Below are 15658 nucleotides of genomic sequence, written 5' to 3' on the forward strand. Positions count from 1 at the left end.
ATGAAACAGCAATCTGGAAAACTTGGAATTCGTGAATTTGTTTCCATTGCAGTATTGATGGTTGGGTCTAAAGCTACGGAGGATACTCCAGCTATTCTTTACAGTCAAGCACAAAATGCATCATGGATGATTCCGTTCATATCAGCGGGAATCTTTTTTATCCCTCTTTATTTATTAATAAAAACGATGTCAGTGTATGATGAAAAAGATTTGTTTTCGGTCATTAAAATAATACTCGGAAAATACATCGGATTTTTGGTTTGTCTCATTATTTTTATCATGAGTTCATATGCTGTATCGTTTGATACGAGAACGTATACGAACATCATTCGAGCCTTTTACTTTACTACCACCCCTACTCTCATCGTCTATGCACTTCTAATATTAATTTGTGCATATGGAGCCAAGAAAGGACTTCAACATATTGGGTCGGTGTCTTATTTAATTGTGTTCTATGGCGTACTTTCTTTGTATATAGCCTTATTACTGGGTACTCAGAATGCTAATATTAATTCGATGTTTCCCATTTGGGGTCCAGGCCCACTTGCTCTCGTGAAAGAAGGCTCACAAAAATTAACTTTATTTGCAGATTTTTTTCTCTTAACCATGCTCGTACCTTATCTCACATCAAAAAAGGCATTTAAAAGAGGTACTTGGTTAGCCTATTTTTATGTCACCTTTCAAATTAGTATAGCTATTCTTACTTATGTCTGCATGTTTGATGAGGGCTTAGCGGGAATTGCCTACCCTTTTCACACGGTTATTCGTTTTATTTCTCTAGGTCAATATATTCCGAATGTAGAAATCATTTTTTTCATCATTTGGATAATGGCGGCATTTATTCGTTTTACTGCTTTTTTATACATAAATGCCATGATGTTCGGTCATCTATTTAAAATTAAAGACTTTGAATACTTGATTCCATCACTGGCGACGCTTTATTTAATGATTGGCATGATTCCCGAAGCACCTATTAATGTCAGCCTTGTATTTAAACCATTAATAGTGAGTACAGCAGGACCTTTTTTTGCCGTCATTTCGTTTGTTTTATGGTTAGTTGCTTTATTAAAGGGAGAATTTAAACATGCAAAAAACAAAGACATTATTTAAATTATGGTTGTTTTGTGTCATGGTTTGCTTATTATCTGGCTGTTGGGATCGTGAAGAACTAGAGGATAAATCTTATGTCATCGGTTTAGGTCTTGACCATTCTAAAGAAAAAGATAAAATAAAAGTCACCATGTTGCTTGCCAACCCTGAAGTGGGTAGTATGCAAGGCGGTGGCGGTTCAACAGAAAAACCGCGAGAAATCATCACTTTTGATGCGAATGATTTTATCGCGGCGAAAGCGACTGCCAATTCAGTCATTTCACGTAACATAAGTTACGAACTATTAAGGATTTTTGTTGTTTCCGAAGAATTTGCAAGGGATCCAATGTTTCCTACTACCTTTGACGAAGTGTTAAAAGATAAAGAAATCCGCCTAAATAGTTATATTGCGGTTTCGAAAGAAAAGGCATCACAGTATTTTTTGAAAAATAAACCAAGAATGGAAACCCGGCCGCACAAATATTTTCAGTTTATGGTTGATCACGGAATTGAAAATGGGCTCATTCCGGATTCTAACCTATTCCGTTATTTCAACACGATCGAAAGAGGAAGCGATCTCTTTTTGGCCATGTATACGACTGCAAAAAGGCAAAAGAACCCTGAGATAAAAAGGGAGGATGAATACACGGCAGGCGAACTGAATGCCACGGGTGAACTTGATGATACACAATTTATCGGGTCAGCTGTTTTTAAGAATGGAGTTATGTTCGATACACTAACTGGCCAAGAAACCCGAACGATCAATATTCTAGATGATACAACGAATATTAAAGATATATTAGTAAATATGCCTGATCCTTTTTCTGATAAAAAAAGACAATTTGCAGCAAGAATCATGAAGACGGAAAACAATAAAGTGAAAATGAATTTGAAAGGGATAACTCCTAAGATATTCATTAACATCCCGTTACAAATAGAAATTATGTCTAATCCAAGTATGGTGGATTTTTCAAAAGAAAAAAACCAACAAATCTTAAAAAAATCTATTGCTGATCACATTGCAAAAGTGAATGAAGACCTTTTAAAGAAAACCCAAACCAAATTCAAAGGAATACCATACCCTCTTCCATTATATTCAAAAAAATATTTTGCAACAATTCAAGAATACAAAAAATTTAATTGGGCAAAAGCTTACCCTCGTGCAGACATCAAAGTAAAAGTGGATATTACGATTGTAGATTATGGAAATCGAACTAAAAAGGCTAAAAGGTTAGGGGGGTAGGAGATTGCAATTATTCATTTTCGTTACGTTAGCTGCAATTACGTTTTATACCTTTGGATTTGGGGTAACTTTATGGAAAGGAAAACAAAAAATAAGTGCAATAGCCGTATTTTTCCTTACCCTAGCTATCATCGTTCTTCCTTTTTTTTCGATATTTTAAACAGTATGTTTAAGGAGAAATGCAAGTATTGAAACAGTAATTTTTGGAAAATATAATTTCGAGGTGATAAAATGGCTCATGCAAAAGTTGGCGATAAGATTTCCTTTAAACGCGACGGTAATGCTTTAGAAGGTGTAGTCACGGGAGTAAGGGAAAATTCCGTTATGGTACAATACGGAATTTCAAAGGATAAGGATGAACCTTTAATTACGATTGTCAATCATAAAAATTACAAGATCACAAAATAAATGTGCCGTATATGATCAAAGAAATACAAAGAAAAAATCCCTTAGTCCAAAGGGATTTTTTCATTTCTAATCGTGATTGCGCTGACCTTTTTCGTTCCTGTTACCAGTTAAATTATTTGTAACGTTTTTGGCCGCGTCAACAGCATTCATAGCGACGTTTTCAGTTGTTTCTAAAGCACTGTGAACGGCATGGAAAGCAGCACCCGCTGTTTCTTTAATGCCTTCAGCAACACCTTTATCATTTTGTCTATTTGCCATGTTGATTCACCTCCTAAACAGAAATAGGTTATGTAGTTATCGAGGGACTATTCAGTAGGAAAGCAACTGGGAAAATTTTTTCATTTAACCCTTTTATTCATTAAGGGAATAGTAAGTGTGAGACTACATGGAACCATGAACAAGAAAATAGGAGGAAAAAGAATGGAAGAAAATAAAAAAATGGAAAAGCTGCTTCGCGAGTATGGCTATCCTGAAAAAGCCATTCCAAGATTAATGCGTGAAATTAGTTCAATGAATTATGATCGAGTGAAAAAGCTGATTCTGCCATATAACGATTTCACAGCAGGAAAATCCTAGAGCACACAAATTTAACGATAAAAATATTATGTAAACTAAAAGAGAATTCCTTCCAAGCCGCTACAATTAAAAGTCCATTTCAGAAACGTACTTGCTGGAATGGACTTGAATATCAATTAAATTTAGAACTATTATTCTATTTTTAGTAGAATAAGATAAGACAGACGTAATTCTTTTTAGCGGAAGGAATGATTATTCGTATGAAAAAAATTTATCTAGATTATAATGCCAGCACACCATTGGCACCAGAAGTGGTGGAAGTAATGCAGCCACTTTTGAATGATTTTTACGGGAATCCTTCAGCATTGCATTGGGCCGGAAAACCTGTGAAAGCAGTATTACATAAAGCGAGAAAACAAGTTGCCGAACTTTTAAACTGTTCCTTTGGAGAGATTATATTTACATCGGGTGGAAGTGAAGCCAATAACCTTGCATTAAAAGGTTCCTATATTAAAAACCTGCATAAAGGGAACCATATTATAACCACAAAAATTGAACACCCTGCAATCATAAATCCTTGTAAGTTTCTAGAAAAAATTGGAGCGGTTGTAACGTACGTAGGTGTGGATCAATACGGTAGAGTTTCACCCGAGGAAATTGAGAAGGCAATAACAAAAGATACCATCTTAATTACTATCATGCATTCTAATAATGAAACCGGCACCTTGCAGCCTATTCAAGAAATTGGAAGCATCGCTAATAGGCATGGAATAACATTCCACACAGATGCTTCGCAATCCATCGGAAAAGTTCCAGTGAATGTGAATGAATTAAAAGTGGATATGCTAACCATTGCTGGTCATAAACTGTATGCACCAAAGGGCATTGGTGCTTTGTTTGTTCGCGAGGGTGTTGAGTTAGAACCACTGATTCATGGTGCCGGGCATGAGCATGGACTACGTGCAGGTACAGAAAATACTTTATTAGCTGTAGGATTAGGAGCGGCATGTGAAATTGCGCGTACTCAATTAGACAATAACAAGCAAAAGGATTTGACCAATTATTTTTGGAAACAATTAAAAGGTGCGCTTGGTGATCAGGTTGTGTTAAATGGACATCCTCAAGAACGATTAACGAATACTCTAAATGTCAGTTTTGTTAGAAAGATAGGCCAAGAACTATTAGATACAATCCCTCATCTTGCTGCATCCACCGGATCGGCATGTCATGCTGGTAGTATTGAATTATCACCGGTATTAAAAGAAATGAAGGTACCTGAAGAGGTAGGGATGGGTGCCATTCGATTTAGTTTGGGTAGATATACAACAAAGGATGAAATTGATAGTGTTCTGAAAGCATTTAAAGAAATCTTGAAACCTTAATTAAAATATTTAATAAATAAAGTAAATTCATAAATAGATCTTTTGCTGTGTTAAATACTAATTAAAAATGTTTCTTTAATGAGGTCTTTTATGAAAAAGCTAGTTCTAACAACCCTTATTGTTGTAGTGTATCTCACGGGATTCGCAAAGCCTAACGAAGTCGTCCCTTTCCTGCAATCGTCCGCAAAAGGATTACCAGAAAAGACTAATGTCCCTGTGCTTCTTCCAACTTATTGGAAAGAACAAACGAAGAAGCCAAAGAGGCATACAGCCGTAAAAGTAAAAGCCTATGAAAATGGCTATGTGATATATTTTTTATCGATGGATAAGCACTATCGAGCAAATGACCCGGCGTTATTTCATCCAAGAGAGTCGAGTAAAACAGGAGAACTGTCCGGGTATGTTGGCAATATGACAGCTAGCGAGCGGCCAAAGAATTTTGTTTTTTATAAAAAGAAAGATGGCGTTTCATTATGGATTCAACCGTGGATTAAATCTATCATTTACGCAAAGCGCGGACCTTGGACCTTGCGTTTTGATGGGGATAATGGGGATGAGCCGTATCAACAGGCAGATGAGTTGTTTAAAGCGATGAAGAAAGCCGATTGGCTAAAAAGCAAAATCATTCATAAAGGACATATTTCGATATTAGGCACGAGACACGAAGCATACACAAGCATTTCTTGGGAAACAACAGATGGATATGTTTATCACTTTTCTTATTATGGTCCCATTAAAGAAGCGGTAAAAATCACGGATAGCCTAAAATATGTAAAATGAGCCGCCTTTTGTAGCATGTCCGGTTCATTACTGTAGAGAAACGTGTGAAAGAGAACAAATAGAAATGAACAAAAGCAACTCATATATTAGTAATTGCTTTTGTTCTTTTAAACAATGAATTATTTGACGGTCCCTTTTGTAATTGCAGTAAGTTTAGAATTGATGGAAAGGATTTTTGCGTTGACTTCTGTTATTCCAAATCCAACCAATCTTTTTGAGTGCATATCTAAATAATTTTCTGCTGTTTCTTTTGTTTCAAAAATATAAATGCCGCCCGCTACGTTTGTTTCAGGACTCTCTGTCCAGATTTTCCATAAGAAGCCTTTCTTCATTAATACTATGTGCTAATCCGGAAAACTCCGTTGCCATTTCATCTCCGAATGGTCCATTCATTTTAAAATCAACTTGTAATACGAATGCCATAAATCATTCCCCTTTATTTTGTAAAATAAGATTCGCCCAGTATTTCTTGCTTAACGTAACTGCCTGGTGTAAGTTCTTTTTCAACAAAAGCACTCAGATCCGATTGTTCAATGTCGTACATTACTTCAACTTCTCTTGAAAATAAAAGTTTTTCTTTTTCAAGTAAGCTAGAAAGGGAAGGTTGTGGTTTTGGCTGCAGTTCTTCCATGTTTAGAACCTGCTTTAATCCGTCTACATAAGATTCAAGCGGACGTCCACCAACAATTTTTACCCCTTTATTTTCCGCATTAATCATAACAATCGTTGGAAATCCTCTAACACCAAGGCTTCTGGCAAGACTAAAATCTTCATTTAATAATTGTTGTCCTGCTGGCTGTTCTGCTTCCTTTACAATCGCTTCTCCATCAAGACCAAGTTTATTTACTAGTTCGACCATAACAGATTGATCTGAAATATTTCGATTGAATGCGAAAAGGTCTTCTCTAGCACGTCGTAAGTATTCATAAGCCACTGCGTCATTATGATTTTTTTGAATCATTTTATATACACGCGAAGGCGGGTAGGATGATTGAACGGGATTGTCAATCATGAGTGATCCATCTATTGGCATCCGGGAATGTACTCCAACTTCCCTCCAGTGAGGGGCAACGTCCGCGGGCTTATAAATACCGTTCGCAGGATCAATGGGACCATCATGCCATTTTTCCAGCAATCCACCCATCACAGGCTGAAAGTTAAAATAGTGGCCATACTGTTCTTTGAAACGACGTAAAACGGGTTCAATTGCCCAGCAATGTGAGCAAATAGGATCCGTAACATAATAAACTTCAATAGATTTTTTTGGTTGATTAAAATCAATCATCTCCATTTGTTCCTCTCCAGCCACTCCACATACACCTGTTTCTAAATCACATATCATATTATCGTTCATCAATTGATATTCACTCCTCTAAAGTTCTTTGTATTTGCTTTATAATTGAATTTTAGTAAATAATGAAAGAAATCAATACCAATAGTTCCTTCGATTTGTCGTTTATCCAACACTTTGAAGAAATTGTTGAAAAAGTAGGAGTGACAACAGAATGACTCAATCAAAGACGGATCCGCGCGTTCTGCGTACTCGGAGATTAATTATAGATTCTTTCATTGAACTTTCAGCTAAAAAAGAATTTAAGGATATTACCGTAAAAGATATAACCACAGAGGCGATGATAAATAGAGCTACTTTTTATTATCATTTTGAAGATATCTATGATTTATTAGAGAAGGCATTATCCGAAGTATTGTTAGTGAATTTAAATGGTGATGTGTACAAGTATGACAAACTTAACGAAGAAGTTTTTGTTAGTATTTTCACAGCCATAACAAATTTTCAAAAGTCATTATCGAATCGTTGTCATAGAGGATACGAGGATACCATTGCCCGTATTATTCGAGAACAGCTCGAAGTCATTATTTACAAAATGTTAGTCAAACAAACGACAACAGTAGATAAGGATTCACCAAAGATTCATTCAATCATTTTAAGCTGGGGGCTTTACGGGGCTTCAGTTGAATGGAAACGAATGGGTATGACGATACCGCCTGAAAAATTTATTAAATCGGCCATTCCATATTTACTGTCAGGGATTGAATTAGATTCCAATAACTGACAAGTCATGGTTTTGTCAGTTGAGTAAATTCAATTACTTGTCAATTAGTGTTAGATTGTTAAGATAATGATAGGGTTAACTAGAAAGATTACTTTTAAAGAATACATAAGTAGTAGGAGGCTATTTCGTGGAAATAGGATTAAGTACGTTTGTAGAAACAACACCGGATGTTGAGACTGGTAAGGTGATTAGTCATGCACAACGAATACGTGAAGTGGTGGAGGAAATTGTCCTCGCTGATAAGGTGGGGCTTGATGTCTTTGGAGTAGGTGAACATCATCGCGAGGATTATGCAGCCTCATCACCTGCGGTCGTGTTAGCCGCAGCAGCGTCACAAACAGAGCGAATTCGGTTAACTAGTGCGGTTACCGTACTTTCATCTGATGACCCAGTAAGAGTTTTTCAGGACTTTGCGACACTTGACGCCATTTCAAATGGACGTGCCGAGATTATGGCAGGTCGCGGCTCTTTCATCGAATCCTTTCCGTTGTTTGGCTATGATTTAAAGGACTATGATCAGTTATTCGAAGAGAAGCTTGATCTTCTATTAAAACTAACGAAGTCTGAGAAGGTAACCTGGAAAGGTGAACATCGGCCATCCATAAATAATTTGGGTGTGTATCCAAGACCTGTTCAAGATCCACTCCCAGTATGGATTGGAAGCGGCGGTAATCAGGAGTCGGTTATTCGTGCGGGTCTGCTCGGATTGCCACTTGTACTAGCAATCATTGGTGGAAGTCCACAGCATTTTGCTCCGCTCGTCCAGCTTTATAAAAAAGCAGCTGAACACGCTGGTCATGATGCTTCAAAATTGCCAATTGCCTCGCATTCGCATGGTTTTGTAGGCGAAAGCACAGAAGAAGCCGCGGCGAAGTTTTTCCCATCTACCCAACAGGCGATGAACAAATTAGGACGCGAGCGTGGATGGGGAAGATATGACCAAACAACTTTTGATGCGGCACGCAGTCTACATGGAGCCTTGTATGTAGGTGATCCACATGTGGTTGCTGAAAAAATCATTAATCTGCGAAAAACTGTTGGAATCACTCGTTTTATGCTCCACTGCCCAGTAGGCACCATGCCGCATGAGGATGTAATGAGGTCGATCGAATTATTAGGAAAAGAAGTTGCACCGATTGTTCGTGAAGAAGTTGCTAAGTGGGAAAAGGAAAACGAGGGTAAGTAATAGAGAAATAACGATTTTTAATAATTGCACCCGAAAATCGGAGGAAAGTTTGGTGGGTAACAATCGCGCGTACAAGGTTACCTAAAATTTGAAAATATATAATTGGGGTCACAATTCGAAGTGAATTGTGGCCCTATTTTAGTAGGAATCATTTCTTCGGTCAATCATTGCTTTTGTAATCAAATCCGTTCAATTTGTTCCTGAAGTCTTCATAAGTTCACCTTGGCATGTTTCTTGCGTTGATGTTTAATATTGTTATTACATTCATGGGAGGGACAAGGAGAAGTATTAGGTCTAAGACTCACCATTAACAGGGCTTCACAATTTTCAGCGCCATTTGTTTTCGGGGGAATTGGTACAGCTACAGGTGTAGGATCACTATTCTTTTTTATCGGTACAATTATATTTACGGGAACATTTTTTACGAGAATTAAAGAAGACAAGGAAGCAGCTTCAGATAGCTTTAATAAAGCCAAAATAAAACTAGCTTAACTGATTTAAAATAAAGTTTGGCAGGTGATATCATACTAACTCTTTAAAAAGAAATGGTATTGGTAGTTTACTACCTTAACTTGCCATTAGGTCATAACTCAGTGCTCTTTTATAGAACAGGTTCATAAATGATCGACATAAGTATGGAGGGGAAGTATGATTAACCAGTATACATTTTTTACAAAGCAATGAAGGACCTGAACAAATTATGTTGAGAGGAGTTTTGCCAGTGAATCAAGCTTTACTTGTAATTGATGCCCAGCAGGAATTGATTGAGGGAAATGAAAATGAGACCAGTGTTTTTAATAAAGAGGAACTCTTGAAAAATATTAACTTGGTTATTGAAAAAGCAAAAGAAGCTGAAGCATTGGTGGTTTTTGTAAGGGATAAAGATGTGGCTTCTGGTGAAGGAAAAGGGTTTCAAGTTCATCAAAAAATTAATATTCCTTCTGCTTCCATGATTTTTAATAAAAAAGCAACCAATTCATTTTATGGGACAGGTTTGCTAGATTACTTGAAAGATAATGAAATCGATCATCTTGTCGTCATGGGATGCCAAACTGAATACTGTATAGATTCGGCTGTAAGAACCGCAACAATTAATGGTTTTGATGTGACCCTTGCAGCAGATGGGCATTCCACAAGGGATTCGTCCGTCCTTACTGCCGAACAAATCATCAATCATCATAATAATACACTTCATGGACATGACAACGTTGACCATTTTGTGCTCGTTCGAAAAAGTGAAGAAGACTTGTTTCAACCTACACATAATAACTACAGATAAAAAGGGTTTGTAATAGACCAACAAATTGTAATTAGATTTGTTGGTCTATTTTAATGGTCATTTTAAAAAAATTATCTTTTTTTACATGAAAATCAAACATATGTTCTATAATTAAGAGTGTCAATCGAAATGGGGGAATTAGAGTGTATTTCAATCTTGAAGTCCATCTTTGCATCGAAGGAACAGGAATTTTATCGAAGGGAAGGATTGCAGCTAGGAAAAAAAGTGAAATTCCATTGGTGGCATATCAGATGATACGAGACATTAAGCGAGACACGGGTTATCGTACAACCTTAATCCAACAGGTTATTGTAAATGGAACAGTGGATATAACAGAGGAGGTTAAGATAATCGATTGTATGCCCATTCCTCCTTTAGATACTATCTTTTGGTAATTACTTGTAATAGCCAATAGCTTTTATGAGGGTTAGCCACGTAGCTTATGCCCATGGAATTTTGGTAGAACGAGATAAGGTATTAAATATTTGGAACCTTTCAGTAACAATATCGTATATAATTGTAGCTAAAGAGTAGGTCAAAACGCATCGCAAACTGCGGTGCTTTTTGTATTAGAAATAAAGTTGCCCAGGAGGACGGAATAACAGTGTCGTACCTATATTTAGCACTTGCAATAATCGGGGAACTTATCGGTTCTTCTTTATTAAAAGCATCTGAAGGATTTTCAAAACTGTTTCCTACGATAGGGGTAATAATAGCTTTTGTTAGTTGTTTTTTCTTTTTGTCATTGTCATTAAGGACCATCCCTTTAAATACTGCGTATGCAATATGGTCAGGAATTGGAATGGTTGCTACTACAATTATTTCCGTTTTAATTTGGAAAGAAAAAATTAACACTGCTAGCATTTTAGGAATCATACTTATTCTTGTTGGTGTTGTAATATTAAATTTGTTCGGGCCAGGACATGGCGAATCTGGTCATGAAACAAGTGAAACTATAACAATCAATGAAAAAATGGAATAACGAATAGAGAAGGATTATTTTACTCATTTAGACGCCCCCCGTATATATAAAAAATGACTGACAAATTAACCTACAATTTGTTAGTCATTTTTGGTTCTTATTTGTTACGTTGGTTCTGAATATAGTTTACGACATCGCCGACTGTTTGAAGTGTCGCTGCAACTTTGTCACTAATTTCAATTGCGAATTCATCTTCTATCTCCATTGTCAGATCGACCATATCAAGTGAATCAGCTTCAAAATCATCTTTGAAGGATGATTCCAGTTTGATATTTTCCATTTTGATTCCTAGTTGGTCTGCAATAATAGGTTTTAACTTTTCAAATGTGCTCATGGTGACAACCTCCTACGTTTTCATACTCTCTATTATAACAACCTATTAAGGAACATAAAACAAAAACCAAAAATTGAGTTTGCTCTCGTGAAGATTTTAAACATTAAAGGATAAAAACAATTTTTGTGAAGAAAACTACTGCTATTAATTCTAGTTAGGAGTGTACAGATGGAACAGAACCTTTATGAAAAAGTTGGTGGAGAAGAAGCCATTGCAAAAGTGGTGGACTATTTTTACTCAGAGTTGGTTCTTAAAGATGATACAGTTAATCAATTTTTTAAAGAAACAGATATGGAAAAACAACGCCGTCATCAGTCTAAATTTATTAGTTTTGCATTAGGAGGTCCAAATCAATATTCTGGACAATCTATGGCAAAAGCTCACGAAGGGATGAATCTTCAACCCGTTCATTATAGTGCAATCGAAAAACATTTACACGACGCGCTTGCTCACTTTGGAGTAGATGAAACAGATATAGATACAGCATTAACGAAAGTGGCAACATTGCGAGACGACATATTGTATAAATAACAAAATAAATTTAGGAATTTCAGAAAAGAAGGTTAGGCTGCCGTTTGGTGGCTTTTTCTTTATTAATAAAAAACGTTTATATAATAAAAACTATTATGATTCAACAAATTAAAACGAAGAAGCAATAATACAGTAATGCGTTAATACGGTCCATTGCTAGAAAATTCTAAGAAGTTTATAATCTCTTAAAGAATAGATATAAAAGAAAGTTTTTATTGGAGGAGTATAGGTTGGGGAAAATTCATCAAAGTGAGAAACTACATCGCGGGTTAGATAACAGACATATCCAGCTAATTGCCCTAGGGGGTGCAATTGGAGTTGGATTATTCTATGGTTCCAGCGCAACGATTCAAATGGCTGGGCCATCGATTTTGTTCTCCTATTTAGTAGGAGGTTTAGTTATTTTCACCATAATGAGAGCACTTGGGGAAATGGCGGTAGATGAACCTGTTTCGGGTTCATTTAGTTCGTATGCAAATCGTTATTTAGGGGCATTTGCAGGGTACTTTACTGGCTGGACCTATTGGTTTATGTGGGTTGTTGTTGGAATGGCAGAAATAACAGTAGTGGGTGTTTATGTGAATTACTGGTTCCCAGACATTCCACAATGGCTGACAGCACTGGCTGTACTAGTGTTGATTACCATGATCAATCTTGCAAACGTAAAAGCATTCGGGGAGTTTGAATTCTGGTTTGCGATGGTTAAAGTTGTAGCCATTATCGGTATGATTCTCCTTGGATTAGGGATAATCTTCTTTGGAATCGGAAACGGTGGAAAGCCAATCGGCTTCGAAAACCTATGGATTCATGGAGGATTTATGCCAAATGGGGTCACAGGTATTTTAATGTCGTTGGTACTTGTGATGTTTTCATTTGGCGGGGTAGAATTGATTGGTATTACGGCAGGAGAGGCGAAAAATCCCCAAAAATCGATTCCATCAGCAATTAATAATGTGGTTTGGAGAATATTAATTTTTTATATTGGTGCATTAGGAATTATGATGGTTTTATATCCTTGGAATGAGATCGGGGCAAATGGCAGTCCGTTTGTATTAATTTTTGATAATGTTGGAATTCCAGGTGCTGCTCACATTATTAACTTCGTGGTGATAACAGCAGCATTATCTGCTTTTAACAGCGGGCTATTCAGTTCTGGAAGAATGCTATACAATTTATCTCTACAAAATAATGGCCCAAAGTACTTCGGAAAACTTAATAAGAATGGTAATCCTAGACGTGGAATTTTGTTTTCATCTTTGTTTTTATTAGTGGCAGTTGTATTAAATTACTTTGTTCCCGAAAAAGTATTTATATATATATCATCAGTCGCTACGGTTGCCGTCATTACTAGCTGGACAATTATTCTGATAACACAATTAAAATTCAGACAATCAAAAACAAAACAAGATATCGAAAAACTAGCATTCAAAATGCCATTATATCCAGTTACCACTTATTTAGCTTTGACTTTTTTAGCCCTTGTGATTGTCTTAATGGCATTTATTGAAGGAATGCGAATAGCATTAATTGTTGCACCCGTATGGTTCCTAATTCTATATTTAGGATATAAATTTAAAAACAAAGGTACAGCAATTTAATGAATTAAACGATGAGATAAACTTTCACATCTCGATTGTTATTTAAAGAGGGAAGATTATTTAACTTCCCTCAAGCCATTACCGTTCAGAATCTCTTGAATACCTTCTTCACAAACTCCATAAGACCTCCAGGAGCAAGATTTACAAACTTTTTGAATATCGGAAGGTACAATATACTTTCGAATGCGCAACTCAATGTCCTCCCATGCCAGAGTTTGACCAATCTGCAGTCCTAATCTCTCTAAAATCAAGGCATCTCTTTTATAGATATTGCCATCTTCACAGTGGTATACTCCTGAGTTTGGGTACTTTTCACATAACTGATCAGGACCCTCTACAAGTTGAATATTTATCTTGGGATTTTCTCTTAAAGTTTGGTGCAGTCTTGTCATATTTTCCACATATTCTTCGGAATAGCCCATTCCTCGATAGCCCAAAAGACAAAATAGATGATGACCCCGTAGCTTGAACATAAATTTCCCCCATTTAAAACAATTCGATCAACATTCATATGTTAACCTTAAATTTATATTGGTTTACTAATTGCTTTTATGATACCATATCTTACAAAATTAGAGTGTACTTCTGGGGAAAATTAGAATTAAACAAAGTTTAGATAATAATGCATAAAGGTCCTGCAAAATAGACTTACCATTGTAGATAACCTATAATATCAAATAGTAAAAACATAATACGAACTAAAGGTGAAGCTAATGAAAAACTATTCGAGGGTCTTTAAAGGGACTGCTTTTACGAGCAAGTCGCCAACAGAAATACATATACTAAAAGATTATCTTTTCTGTATCGATGACATAGGAATGATCGTGAAAGTCATTGCGCCTGCAGAACAAGAATATAATGCAATACTTAAAACATACGAAAATAAAGTTCAGACTTTAAAAGAAGGTCAATATTTTCTACCAGGCTTTGTTGATTTGCATGTGCACGCGCCTCAATGGGCGCAATCAGGAACAGCTTTGGATATTCCCCTGTACGATTGGTTAAATAGGTACACCTTCCCGTTGGAATCAAGATTCTCAGATCTTGATTTTGCCGAAAAGGTCTATCGGGAGGTTGTAAGCACGCTGTTGGCAAATGGCACCACGACAGCACTTTATTTTGCTACGGTCCATAAAGAGGCAAGCTTATTGTTAGCTCGATTTTGTGCAGAAAAAGGGCAGCGCGGTTTAGTGGGTAAGATTGTAATGGATAATCCTGATCAAACTTCAGAAATCTACCGAGACGCTGATACGCAAACCGCATTAAAGGATACCGAGGATTTCATTATAGCGGTCAACGAATTAGCTAAAACAACGAAACAGGGTGTATACCCAGTGGTGACACCGCGGTTTATTCCGAGCTGTACCGATGAAGCATTAAAGGGTCTGGGAGAATTAGCGGCTAAGTATGATACATATGTACAATCGCATTGCAGTGAAAGTGATTGGGAGCATGGATATGTAAAGGATCGGTTCCAAAAAAATGATGCCTTCGCTTTACATGATTTTGGACTATTACGTGAAAAGTCGGTTATGGCGCATTGCAATTTCTTACATGATGACGATGCAGATTTATTTGTAAAAACAGGTACTGCAGTCTGCCATTGCCCTATCTCGAATGCCTACTTTGCCAATAGCGTTATTCCTATCGCCCATTTGCATTCAAAAGGCGTAGAAATTGGCTTAGGCTCTGATATCTCAGGGGGTTTTTCCCCGAGCATTTATGATAATGCCAGACAAGCTGTTATTTCCTCAAGAATGTTAGAGGATGGAGTAAATACCTCACTGCCAGCTAAGGAACGTGGTGTACCAAATTCACGAATTACCATTAATGAAGCCTTTTATTTTGCAACTGCCAGCGGGGGAGAAAGCTTAAGCCTCCCAATCGGCCGATTAGCCGAAAACTTTGCCTGGGATGTTCAAATCATTGATACCACAGTAGCAACAGCAAAATTACCAATTTTTGAGGAGGACCTACAAGACATCTTCCAAAAAATCATGTATTTAGTTCGTCCAGAAAATATCATTGAAGTTTGGGTGCAAGGTGAAAAAGTACATTCTCGGTATTAAGGAGGACCGTGAACAATAAATACGAACTAAAAAACTGTCTATCAATTAATGTAACTTGATAGGCATTTTTTGTTGAGCTTTTATGGAGTTCAATTTTAACTGTTTCTTGAAAAAGACGTTGAATATAAAATATAAGAAAACAAATACGACAAATTATGGGAATAATAAAGTATAATGTGAAAGGTA

Annotated in this window: 20 protein-coding genes and 1 pseudogene; 16 read left to right on the forward strand and 5 right to left on the reverse strand. The window is 36.6% G+C overall.

The genetic code is table 11. From position 1 onward, the window contains the following. The 4 genes from BANA01_RS03675 to BANA01_RS29025 all read left to right on the forward strand — a co-directional run bounded on the left by BANA01_RS03675 (window position 1) and on the right by BANA01_RS29025 (window position 2740). Entirely contained in the window at window positions 1-1110 is a 1110-nt protein-coding gene (locus BANA01_RS03675; protein ID WP_063251701.1) for a GerAB/ArcD/ProY family transporter, read from the forward strand. Beyond that, a complete protein-coding gene (locus BANA01_RS03680) occupies window positions 1085-2332 on the forward strand; it encodes a Ger(x)C family spore germination protein (protein ID WP_063251702.1) in 1248 nt (415 codons plus the stop codon). The genes BANA01_RS03675 and BANA01_RS03680 overlap by 26 nt, the downstream gene beginning before the upstream one ends. 4 nt (window positions 2333-2336) lie before the next feature. Then, entirely contained in the window at window positions 2337-2492 is a 156-nt protein-coding gene (locus BANA01_RS29420) for a hypothetical protein (protein WP_157411713.1), read from the forward strand. Between the two features lie 71 nt (window positions 2493-2563). Further along, window positions 2564-2740 carry a DUF2187 family protein gene (locus tag BANA01_RS29025; RefSeq protein ID WP_082799372.1) on the forward strand — a complete coding sequence of 59 codons (177 nt, stop codon included), beginning with the start codon at window positions 2564-2566 and terminating at the stop codon, window positions 2738-2740. A gap of 66 nt (window positions 2741-2806) precedes the next feature. Here the strand turns inward: BANA01_RS29025 and BANA01_RS03685 are convergent, their stop codons facing one another. Beyond that, complete coding sequence (locus tag BANA01_RS03685) at window positions 2807-2998, reverse strand: hypothetical protein (RefSeq protein WP_063251703.1); 192 nt, start codon at window positions 2996-2998, stop codon at window positions 2807-2809. Between the two features lie 162 nt (window positions 2999-3160). On the opposite strand from BANA01_RS03685, the gene BANA01_RS29425 reads away from it, so the two are divergent. From BANA01_RS29425 to BANA01_RS03695, 3 genes are all read left to right on the forward strand, one after another. Then, window positions 3161-3316, forward strand: coding sequence for a hypothetical protein (locus BANA01_RS29425; RefSeq protein ID WP_157411714.1), 156 nt, complete (start codon window positions 3161-3163; stop codon window positions 3314-3316). 200 nt (window positions 3317-3516) lie between these two features. Next, window positions 3517-4638, forward strand: coding sequence for a cysteine desulfurase family protein (locus BANA01_RS03690; RefSeq protein ID WP_063251704.1), 1122 nt, complete (start codon window positions 3517-3519; stop codon window positions 4636-4638). A gap of 90 nt (window positions 4639-4728) precedes the next feature. Then, window positions 4729-5418, forward strand: coding sequence for a hypothetical protein (locus tag BANA01_RS03695; RefSeq protein ID WP_063251705.1), 690 nt, complete (start codon window positions 4729-4731; stop codon window positions 5416-5418). Between the two features lie 119 nt (window positions 5419-5537). On the opposite strand, the pseudogene BANA01_RS03700 reads toward BANA01_RS03695, so the two are convergent. Further along, window positions 5538-5841 (reverse strand): annotated as a pseudogene (locus tag BANA01_RS03700) (monooxygenase). Window positions 5842-5854: 13 nt separating this feature from the next. After that, window positions 5855-6772: a DsbA family protein gene (locus BANA01_RS03705; protein WP_411834765.1), complete on the reverse strand. Its 918-nt coding sequence runs from the start codon at window positions 6770-6772 to the stop codon at window positions 5855-5857. 151 nt (window positions 6773-6923) lie between these two features. On the opposite strand from BANA01_RS03705, the gene BANA01_RS03710 reads away from it, so the two are divergent. The 6 genes from BANA01_RS03710 to qacH all read left to right on the forward strand — a co-directional run bounded on the left by BANA01_RS03710 (window position 6924) and on the right by qacH (window position 10940). Next, a complete protein-coding gene (locus tag BANA01_RS03710; protein WP_063251707.1) occupies window positions 6924-7493 on the forward strand; it encodes a TetR/AcrR family transcriptional regulator in 570 nt (189 codons plus the stop codon). Window positions 7494-7620: 127 nt separating this feature from the next. After that, window positions 7621-8679 carry an LLM class flavin-dependent oxidoreductase gene (locus BANA01_RS03715; RefSeq protein ID WP_063251708.1) on the forward strand — a complete coding sequence of 353 codons (1059 nt, stop codon included), beginning with the start codon at window positions 7621-7623 and terminating at the stop codon, window positions 8677-8679. 252 nt (window positions 8680-8931) lie between these two features. Continuing rightward, on the forward strand, window positions 8932-9171 hold the full coding sequence (locus tag BANA01_RS03720) for a hypothetical protein (protein ID WP_063251709.1): 240 nt from the start codon (window positions 8932-8934) through the stop codon (window positions 9169-9171). Between the two features lie 229 nt (window positions 9172-9400). Then, complete coding sequence (locus BANA01_RS03725; RefSeq protein WP_063251710.1) at window positions 9401-9958, forward strand: cysteine hydrolase family protein; 558 nt, start codon at window positions 9401-9403, stop codon at window positions 9956-9958. A 143-nt stretch (window positions 9959-10101) separates the two neighbouring features. Continuing rightward, window positions 10102-10353: a hypothetical protein gene (locus BANA01_RS03730; RefSeq protein ID WP_063251711.1), complete on the forward strand. Its 252-nt coding sequence runs from the start codon at window positions 10102-10104 to the stop codon at window positions 10351-10353. Window positions 10354-10562: 209 nt separating this feature from the next. Next, a complete protein-coding gene (gene qacH, locus BANA01_RS03735) occupies window positions 10563-10940 on the forward strand; it encodes a quaternary ammonium compound efflux SMR transporter QacH (RefSeq protein ID WP_063251712.1) in 378 nt (125 codons plus the stop codon). A gap of 97 nt (window positions 10941-11037) precedes the next feature. Here qacH and acpP read toward each other — a convergent pair whose 3' ends face one another. Beyond that, on the reverse strand, window positions 11038-11274 hold the full coding sequence (gene acpP, locus BANA01_RS03740; RefSeq protein ID WP_063251713.1) for an acyl carrier protein: 237 nt from the start codon (window positions 11272-11274) through the stop codon (window positions 11038-11040). A gap of 168 nt (window positions 11275-11442) precedes the next feature. On the opposite strand from acpP, the gene BANA01_RS03745 reads away from it, so the two are divergent. Together BANA01_RS03745 and BANA01_RS03750 are read left to right on the forward strand one after the other, a co-directional pair. Next, window positions 11443-11805 (forward strand): group I truncated hemoglobin, encoded by a 363-nt coding sequence (locus tag BANA01_RS03745; RefSeq protein WP_063251714.1) that lies wholly within the window; start codon window positions 11443-11445, stop codon window positions 11803-11805. A 230-nt stretch (window positions 11806-12035) separates the two neighbouring features. After that, a complete protein-coding gene (locus BANA01_RS03750; protein WP_063251715.1) occupies window positions 12036-13403 on the forward strand; it encodes an amino acid permease in 1368 nt (455 codons plus the stop codon). A gap of 56 nt (window positions 13404-13459) precedes the next feature. Here the strand turns inward: BANA01_RS03750 and BANA01_RS03755 are convergent, their stop codons facing one another. Beyond that, entirely contained in the window at window positions 13460-13876 is a 417-nt protein-coding gene (locus BANA01_RS03755) for a DUF1284 domain-containing protein (RefSeq protein ID WP_063251716.1), read from the reverse strand. Between the two features lie 240 nt (window positions 13877-14116). Here BANA01_RS03755 and guaD point away from each other — a divergent pair, with 240 nt between their 5' ends. Further along, window positions 14117-15472, forward strand: coding sequence for a guanine deaminase (gene guaD / locus BANA01_RS03760; RefSeq protein ID WP_063251717.1), 1356 nt, complete (start codon window positions 14117-14119; stop codon window positions 15470-15472). Window positions 15473-15658 lie beyond the last annotated feature (186 nt).

The sequence above is a fragment of the Neobacillus niacini NBRC 15566 genome (assembly GCF_001591505.1).
GTDB lineage: Bacteria > Bacillota > Bacilli > Bacillales > Cytobacillaceae > Neobacillus > Neobacillus niacini.

Bases quoted from the DNA above. Each gene is read 5' to 3' on its own strand.
- BANA01_RS03685 (WP_063251703.1), bottom strand. From the start codon at position 2,998: ATGGCAAATAGACAAAATGATAAAGGTGTTGCTGAAGGCATTAAAGAA.
- guaD (WP_063251717.1), top strand. From the start codon at position 14,117: ATGAAAAACTATTCGAGGGTCTTTAAAGGGACTGCTTTTACGAGCAAG.
- BANA01_RS03755 (WP_063251716.1), bottom strand. From the start codon at position 13,876: ATGTTCAAGCTACGGGGTCATCATCTATTTTGTCTTTTGGGCTATCGA.
- BANA01_RS03710 (WP_063251707.1), top strand. From the start codon at position 6,924: ATGACTCAATCAAAGACGGATCCGCGCGTTCTGCGTACTCGGAGATTA.
- BANA01_RS29025 (WP_082799372.1), top strand. From the start codon at position 2,564: ATGGCTCATGCAAAAGTTGGCGATAAGATTTCCTTTAAACGCGACGGT.
- BANA01_RS03705 (WP_411834765.1), bottom strand. From the start codon at position 6,772: ATGAACGATAATATGATATGTGATTTAGAAACAGGTGTATGTGGAGTG.
- BANA01_RS03675 (WP_063251701.1), top strand. From the start codon at position 1: ATGAAACAGCAATCTGGAAAACTTGGAATTCGTGAATTTGTTTCCATT.
- BANA01_RS03690 (WP_063251704.1), top strand. From the start codon at position 3,517: ATGAAAAAAATTTATCTAGATTATAATGCCAGCACACCATTGGCACCA.
- BANA01_RS03745 (WP_063251714.1), top strand. From the start codon at position 11,443: ATGGAACAGAACCTTTATGAAAAAGTTGGTGGAGAAGAAGCCATTGCA.
- BANA01_RS03680 (WP_063251702.1), top strand. From the start codon at position 1,085: ATGCAAAAAACAAAGACATTATTTAAATTATGGTTGTTTTGTGTCATG.
- BANA01_RS29425 (WP_157411714.1), top strand. From the start codon at position 3,161: ATGGAAGAAAATAAAAAAATGGAAAAGCTGCTTCGCGAGTATGGCTAT.
- acpP (WP_063251713.1), bottom strand. From the start codon at position 11,274: ATGAGCACATTTGAAAAGTTAAAACCTATTATTGCAGACCAACTAGGA.
- BANA01_RS03695 (WP_063251705.1), top strand. From the start codon at position 4,729: ATGAAAAAGCTAGTTCTAACAACCCTTATTGTTGTAGTGTATCTCACG.